The sequence below is a fragment of the Kitasatospora sp. NPDC093558 genome (assembly GCF_040683475.1).
Classification (GTDB): domain Bacteria; phylum Actinomycetota; class Actinomycetes; order Streptomycetales; family Streptomycetaceae; genus Kitasatospora.
In genome coordinates, this window is sequence record NZ_JBFBDY010000468.1 from 1 (window position 1) to 5,026 (window position 5,026).

The following is a 5,026-nucleotide window of genomic DNA, read 5'->3' on the forward strand; positions in this document are numbered from 1 at the left end:
GCCGCTGCCAGCAGGTGCTCGGCGATCGCCAGCGGCAGCGCGACCAGTGGGACGCCCGAATCCAGCGGGATCCGGATCCGGTGCGTGCCGTTCGGCGCGCACACCTGCACCACCGCAGTCGTCCCGCCCGCCAGCCGCACGGCGTCCAGCCGCGCGGCCGCCTCCGGGCGCCCGACGTCGGCGGGGTAGGTCGTCAGCGTGAAGACGAGATCCCCGAGGTCGTCCAGCAGATCGGCGTAGACCGCCAGCGGCGGCGCCGGGGCCGACACCGGCAGCCGGGGCCCCACCCCCCGGTCCGGCTCCGCCCACCCGGCGGCCTCCCCGCCCAGCGCCGCGAACAACTCGTCCCGCGAGGCGCCCACGTCGAGGCGCACCTCCGCCCAGGGCGTCCCGACGACCACGACCCCGGCCCCCGGGAACACGATCCGCTCCAGCCGCCGCGCACCCCCGACGTTCGCCCGCTGCAACGCGGCCGCCTCCCGCAGGAAGTACCCCCGCGCCAAGCTCTGCCGTCCGCCCCTCATGGCACACCCCCCTCACCGGCCTTGACGGATGCTCACCAACGCGCACGGTACCGCCGCGACAGCACCGGCGGTTAGCCGATTTCCGCCCAACTTCCAGAGGGATGCCGGACGGTGATCCCGATGGTCGCTGCGCGCGGCGGCGCGTGGAAATCCGTTCGCGGCGTCCCCGGCGGGTGTGGCAGGGTGCGGGTCGTCCGTGTCCTGCCGCCCCCTGGAGCCGTTCCGATGCCCCTGCCGCCCCGGCTCGTTCCGCTGCTGGCCGAGTTCGACTTCGCCCGCACCCGCCTGCGCGACCGGCTGGCCGGGCCCGTCGTCGACAGCGGAAACGGCACGGAGGTGGCCGTCGGGCCGCTGACCGACGACGAGTACCGCTGGGAGCCGTGCCCGGGTGCTGGTCGGTGCGGCGGCACGCGGACGGGCCGGGCGAGCGCGCCACGCTGCTCGTCGGCGCGGGCGAGTGGGGCCGGGACACCGCCGGGGCGCCGCACCCCGAGCCGCCGCCGTTCACCACCCTCGCCTGGCGGCTGACCCACCTCACCGAACTGCTCCTTCTGCGCGCCGACCACACCAACGGCACCCGCTCGCTCACCCGCGAGGCCTTCCCGGTGTGCGGCGACGCCGCATCCGCGGTCACGGCCTTCGACACCGCCGCCGACGCCTGGCGGCAGGCACTGCTGGCCGCCGACGACACCGTGCTCGACACCGTCGGCCACAGCGCCTATCCCTACGGCGGCGACCCGGAGGAGGCGTTCCTGGACGTCGTCTGGTGGGTCAACCAGGAACTCCTCCACCACGGCGCCGAGATCGCCCTCCTGCGCGACCTCTACCGCTACTCCGAGCGCGGCTGAGCGCCGCCAGACGCTCTCAGAGCCAGCCGCGCTGCGCCGCCCGCAGACCGGCCTCGAAGCGGCTCGACGCCTCCAGGCGCTCCATCAGCGCGGCCATCTGACGGCGGACGCTGCGCACCGAGATGCCGAGGTGCCTGCCCGCCACCTCGTCCGTCATCCCGGACGCGAGGAGCTTGAGCAACTCCCGCTCGCCCGCGGCGAGTCCGGTCTCCGCGTCCTGGGGACGGTCGGCGCCGAGCGGGACGGCGGTCTGCCAGGTCTGCTCGAAGAGCGCGACGAGCGAGGCGACGATGCCCGGCTCGCGGGTGCACAGGGCCCCGAGCCGGGTGTCCGCCGGGTCGATGGGGACGACGGCGACCTCGCGGTCGAACAGGAGCATCCGCGGCGGCAGGGTCGGGCAGGTGCGGACGCTGCCGCCGAGGTCCGTCATCCAGCGGGCGTACCCGAGGGTGTCCGGGTCGTTCCTGACGCTGTCCTGGTACAGCGTGAGCAGCGCGACGCCGCGGCCCATCGCGCTCTCGTCCAGCGGCCGGGACGCCTCCAGGCTGGCTCCGGACTGGGCGCCGCCGGGCATCACGGACAGGCACTCCCGGGCGACCTCCGCGGCCAGGATCTCCAGCTTCGCCTGGATCGCGTCCAGGCCGACGAGCCGCTCCGCGGTGTCGGTGCCGGCCCCCGGGCGCAGGTCGGTGTACTCGGCGATCGCACGCGCCGCGGCGGCCTTGCTCAGCGCCAATTCCTGCTGGCGGCGGAGCAGTTCCTCCTCCTGGCGGCGCAGGATCAGCTCCAGCCCGACCTCCGGGCTCACCGGGCGCAGCGCACCGGGGGTCTCCCGGGAGGGCCGGAGGAGCTGGAGGTCGGCGAGCCGGTCCAGGGCGTCGCGCACGGCGGCTTCCGGAAGGGACACCTGCTCGCACAGCTCGGCGATCCCGCTCATCGGCTCGGCGAGCATCGTCCGGTAGACGGTCTCGGCCACGGAATCCAGCCCCAGGGCGCTCAACATCGGTTCCCCCCAATGTCGTGATGTCGTGATGTCGTGATGATTGATTACGCGAACACGTCACGAGATCGTCGCAAGCCGGTCGGCTCCTCCGCAAGGACTCTCCTGCCCGTCGCCGTCGCGGGGGCCGCGTCCTGATCCGGCCGCGTCCTGATCCGGCCGGGCCTATTGCTGCCAGGGCGGGGCGCTTCCGGCGGCCGTCCGGCGCCAGCAGGATGGTCGACACCGGACGGCGGGCAGCGAACGACGCCGCCGGATCACCACCGCCCTCACCCAGCCGTGACCTCCAAGGGGACAGCCATGCCCAGTGCCGCCCGTCTCATCGCCGCCACCGCCGTCGCCGCGTTCTCCGCCGCCACGCTCGCGGGACTGACCGGCATCGGCTGGAACAACCCGACCGGCCCGACCGCGCCGCCGGCCACGCATGTCACCGGCATCGGCACCGGCACCGCCAACGGCATCGGCTGGGACACCCCGGCCGCCGGTATCGGCTGGGACGCCCCGGCCGCCACCGACCACGGCAGCCGGGCCTGACCCCCCGTGCTCCCCGTTCACCTGACGCTGCGCCGGGACGACGACGCCGCCGCACCGACCGACGCCGACGCCGAGACCCTCCACGACGCGCTGTGGGCCCACGCCACCCCGGACACCGGCCTCGAACACGTCCGCGCCCGTGCCGTCCGGCAGGGCATCAGCGTCGTCCTCTACCTCCGCGCCCGCACCGCACCGGAAGCCCGCCAACAGGCCCTGCGCGTGCTCGACGCCGCCCTCGCCGCCGCCCCCGGCAGCCACGGCCACTCGGTGACCCTCCACGGCTGAACCAACGCCCGCACCCTGTCCTCGGGCGCGCTCACGCCGGCCGCGGCGGCAGCGGGACCGGCAGCGCCGGCAGGCCGTCGATGCTGGTGACGACGTACGGCTTGTTCTCGCAGTAGGCGCCGAACTCCTCGTCGCTCTTGCGGCCGAGGTAGTCGGCGTGCAGGTCGCGGTCGGAGCGGTAGTCCATCAGCGGGACCGCGAAGCCGCAGGAGTCGCTGACCCGTTCGGCCGCGACCACCACGACCGCGCGCAGGCCGGGCCCGTCCGCGCCGGGCTCGAAGCGGGCCAGCAGACCGGCGAAGCGCGGGTCGTCGCGGAACACCGCCTCGCCGTGGCCGTGGACGCGCACGACGGTCGGCGGGCCGTCGAAGGCGCACCACATGAGCGTGATGCGGCCGTTCTCCCGCAGGTGGGCTATGGTCTCGGCGGTGGAGCCGCCGAAGTCCAGGTAGGCGAGCGTCCGTTCGTCGAGGACGACGAGAGTGCCGGAGCGCCCCTTGGGCGATACGTTGACGTGGCCGTCGGCCGCGAGCGGCGCGGTGGCGACGAAGTAGACGGGCTGGCGCTCGATGAACGCCCGCAGGCGGCCGTCGATGTTCTCGTATTGCTTTCCCATGCCCGCAATTGTGCGCCCATCTCGCCAGTCGAGAAAGATCATTTCACATATCGAGACAGTTCTCACACCGCATCTCATCCCGAGACCCGCCCCGGGACACGCCAACGGCGGGCCTCCGTACGGTCGTTCGCACGAGGCCCGCCGCCGCTGGGGCGTCCGGCCCGGTCAGGCCTTCATGTAGACGCCCTCCATGAACTCCAGGATCTGCTGGTCCGTCACGCGCCGGCCGTCACGCCGGCCCATCGCCAGGTCGGCCTCGCTGATCATGCCGACCAGCCGCTCGCCGTCGATCACCGGGATGCGCCGGATCTGGTGCTGCTCCATCTTGCGCAGCACCATGTCCATGTCGTCGTCGGCGCGCACGCAGTGCAGGTGGCCGGCGAGGTCCATGGCCGTCATCTTGGCCGGGTCCTTGCCCTCCGCGATACATCGCAGAACGATGTCGCGGTCGGTGATGATGCCCTTCAGCTTCTGGTCGTCGCCGCAGATCGGGAGCGCACCGACGTTCTTGTCGCGCATCATCTTCGACGCCTCGGCGAGCGTCTGGTGCGCGCCGATGCACTGGGCGCCGGTGTGCATGATCTCTCGGGCAGTGGTCACGGGGACTCCTTCGTGAGTGGTTCCCCCCAGGTCGTTCCCCCCGGCTTTCCCCCCGCTCGCTCCCCCACCGGCAGCACCGCACACCCGCGGTGTGACCGTGCGATCACCATAGGCAACATCCCGCCCGCCCGCGACCCCGGCCGCCGATACTGGGAGGGTGACGACGGAAGCCGCCGGGCCCGTTCGCGAGGGCGTGGTCGACGAGGCCGTCCGGGCCAGGCCCGCGGCGGCGCTGCGCCCGTACGTCGCCTGGTACTCCGGCTACCGCCAGCGCGGCATCGCCCCCGCCGTGCACCGCGGCCTGCCCTCCCCCTACCTGACCTTCATCCTCACCCTCGACGAGCCGCTCGTCCTCGCCGCCCACCCCGATCCGGCACAGCGGCCCGACGCGTACGCCACCCTGCTCGGCGGCCTGCACACCGCCCCGGCGCTGATCACGCACGACGGGCGGCAGTCGGGCGTGCAGATCGCCGTGCACCCGCTGGCCGCCCGGGCGCTGTTCGGGGTCCCGGCCGGGGAACTCGCCGGGATCGACCTTCCGGCGGAGGACGTGCTCGGCCGGCTCGCCGCGCACCTCCAGGAGCGGCTGCGGGCCGCCGTGACCTGGGACGAGCGGTTC

Annotated in this window: 7 protein-coding genes and 1 pseudogene; 4 read left to right on the plus strand and 4 right to left on the minus strand. The window is 73.8% G+C overall.

Features of this window, described 5'->3' with window-relative positions:
• The coding region (locus AB0O00_RS29255) for a hypothetical protein (protein WP_363656812.1) at positions 1-524 on the minus strand (524 nt) is incomplete at its 3' end.
• A gap of 225 nt (positions 525-749) precedes the next feature.
• Here AB0O00_RS29255 and AB0O00_RS29260 point away from each other — a divergent pair.
• Positions 750-1,372 (plus strand): annotated as a pseudogene (locus tag AB0O00_RS29260) (DinB family protein).
• 16 nt (positions 1,373-1,388) lie between these two features.
• On the opposite strand, the gene AB0O00_RS29265 reads toward AB0O00_RS29260, so the two are convergent.
• Entirely contained in the window at positions 1,389-2,375 is a 987-nt protein-coding gene (locus AB0O00_RS29265; protein WP_363656814.1) for a helix-turn-helix transcriptional regulator, read from the minus strand.
• Between the two features lie 297 nt (positions 2,376-2,672).
• Here AB0O00_RS29265 and AB0O00_RS29270 point away from each other — a divergent pair, with 297 nt between their 5' ends.
• Both AB0O00_RS29270 and AB0O00_RS29275 read left to right on the plus strand, forming a co-directional pair.
• Positions 2,673-2,906, plus strand: a complete 234-nt coding sequence (locus tag AB0O00_RS29270; RefSeq protein ID WP_363656816.1) for a hypothetical protein — start codon at positions 2,673-2,675, stop codon at positions 2,904-2,906.
• A 6-nt stretch (positions 2,907-2,912) separates the two neighbouring features.
• Complete coding sequence (locus tag AB0O00_RS29275) at positions 2,913-3,191, plus strand: hypothetical protein (RefSeq protein WP_363656818.1); 279 nt, start codon at positions 2,913-2,915, stop codon at positions 3,189-3,191.
• 31 nt (positions 3,192-3,222) lie between these two features.
• On the opposite strand, the gene AB0O00_RS29280 is transcribed toward AB0O00_RS29275, so the two are convergent.
• On the minus strand, positions 3,223-3,807 hold the full coding sequence (locus tag AB0O00_RS29280) for a pyridoxamine 5'-phosphate oxidase family protein (RefSeq protein ID WP_363656820.1): 585 nt from the start codon (positions 3,805-3,807) through the stop codon (positions 3,223-3,225).
• Between the two features lie 165 nt (positions 3,808-3,972).
• Entirely contained in the window at positions 3,973-4,407 is a 435-nt protein-coding gene (locus AB0O00_RS29285; protein WP_363656822.1) for a CBS domain-containing protein, read from the minus strand.
• A 157-nt stretch (positions 4,408-4,564) separates the two neighbouring features.
• On the opposite strand from AB0O00_RS29285, the gene AB0O00_RS29290 reads away from it, so the two are divergent.
• Positions 4,565-5,026, plus strand: a 462-nt coding sequence (locus AB0O00_RS29290; protein WP_363656824.1) for a DUF6597 domain-containing transcriptional factor, incomplete at its 3' end; no start/stop codon positions are given.